Origin of the sequence: Bradyrhizobium sp. UNPF46 (assembly GCF_006658625.1) — a bacterium.
GTDB classification, from domain to species: domain Bacteria; phylum Pseudomonadota; class Alphaproteobacteria; order Rhizobiales; family Xanthobacteraceae; genus Bradyrhizobium; species Bradyrhizobium nitroreducens.
The window spans coordinates 1-1,720 of the sequence record NZ_LFJB01000146.1 but is presented as its reverse complement, the minus strand read 5'-3'; the positions used below and the strand labels follow the sequence as shown (position 1 = coordinate 1,720).

1 protein-coding gene and 1 pseudogene are annotated in these 1,720 nt (G+C 63.0%); both read left to right on the top strand.

All coding sequences use genetic code 11. The features are described 5' to 3' along the window. Positions 1 to 255, top strand: a pseudogene (locus UNPF46_RS37230) (methyl-accepting chemotaxis protein); the annotation flags it as partial. Positions 256 to 386: 131 nt separating this feature from the next. Continuing rightward, the coding region (locus UNPF46_RS37225) for a CHASE3 domain-containing protein (protein WP_246668821.1) at positions 387 to 1,720 on the top strand (1,334 nt) is incomplete at its 3' end.

Here is a 1,720-nt window from a genome sequence, read left to right as displayed (position 1 = left end):
TCGGAAATCTCCTCGGCGATCGCCGCCGCAGTGGAAGAGCAGGGCGCGGCGACGCAGGAGATCGCCCGCAACGTGCAGCAGGCCGCGCAGGGCACCCAGCAGGTCTCCTCCAACATCACCGACGTGCAGCGCGGCGCGACCGAGACCGGCACGGCCTCCTCGCAGGTGCTGTCGGCGGCACAGATGCTGTCGAACGATTCCGGCCGGCTGAAGAACGAGGTCAGCAAGTTCCTGACCAACGTCCGCGCAGCATAGAGGCAAGGGCGCATTCTTCCGTCAATCAAGAGCGGCGCTGTGCGCCGCTCTTTTGTTCTCGGACATCTGCCGAAGGGCGGAACTGCTTCGCTCTTCCGGGCAATGCCGGCCGCAGTGCCGACGAGAGGCAATTGCAACCTTATGCCACGAGACGTTTCTCCGCGCGCGCGGGTCAATATGCCCGCAAAAGTCCGGGCCATTTTTATGATGCTGGCTCAGTAGGACTACGCAGTACCGTTAAGGGGAACGATCTCGCGGACGGTATAATCTTCAAGGCAGAACTTGCCGAGTTAAACGGCTTCCCCGCCCGACGAGCATTTCAACCGGAATTACTGAGGAATTTGATGTCCTGGATCAACGACGTCCGCATTTCGATGAAGGTTTCTGCAGTGTTTGCGGCGATCTGTCTCGTCGTCGCCGGCAGCACCGCTGCGATCTACAATTCGCTGAGCGTGATGAACTCCACGTCGAAGATGACGGTGCATACCTATCAGGTGCTGGAGCAGCTTTCCGATCTCGTCGGGGCCATGGTCAATTCGGAGACGGGTGTGCGCGGCTACCTCGTTTCCGCGGACAGCGCGTTTCTCGGACCTTTCGAATCCGGCCAGAAGCAGTTTCAAACAGCCGCGGCCAAGGTCGGCAGTCTGACATCGGATAACGCGACCCAGCAGAAGCGCCTCGAGCGCGTCAAGGCGTTCGCCAGCGACTGGACGGCCAATGTCGCGCAGCGCGAAATCGCGCTGATGAAGGATCCTGCAACGCAGTCCAAGGCCCGGGAGCTCGAGGCATCCGGCGCCGGCAAGAGGTCCATGGATGGATTGCGCGCCGTCGTGCAGGAGATGGATGCAGAAGAGCGGTCGCTGCTGACGACGCGTGCCGTGGCTTCCGACGCCGCATCGGCCAACGCGACGATGGCCATGTTGGCTGGCGGTATCGTCACCCTGTTGCTCTCGCTGGCCGGCGCCTTTGGCGTCGCTGTCGTGGTTACCCGGCCGATCCAGCGCATCACGACCGAGATGGGCGTCCTCGCCAAGGGCGATACGTCCGTGGCGATATCGTCCACCGAACGGAAGGACGAAATCGGCCAGATGGCCAATGCCGTCCAGGTCTTCAAGACCAATGCGATCGAAGTGGAGCGCCTGAAGGCGGAGCAGGTCGAAGTCGAGCGCCGCAACGCAGAGCAGCGCAAGGCGGACATGTTGAGGCTTGCCGACGACTTCGAGGGAGCCGTGGGCGAGATCATCGGCACGGTGTCCTCCGCCTCGACCCAGCTCGAGGCATCGGCCACCACTCTGACAGGGACGGCCGAACGCTCCCAGAGGCTGGCTACCACCGTGGCCGGTGCTTCGGAAGAAGCCTCGACCAACGTGCAGTCGGTCGCCTCGGCGACCGAGGAGATGGCCTCGTCGGTCGGCGAGATCAGCCGTCAGGTGCAGGAATCGGCGCGGATGGCGGGCGATGCCGT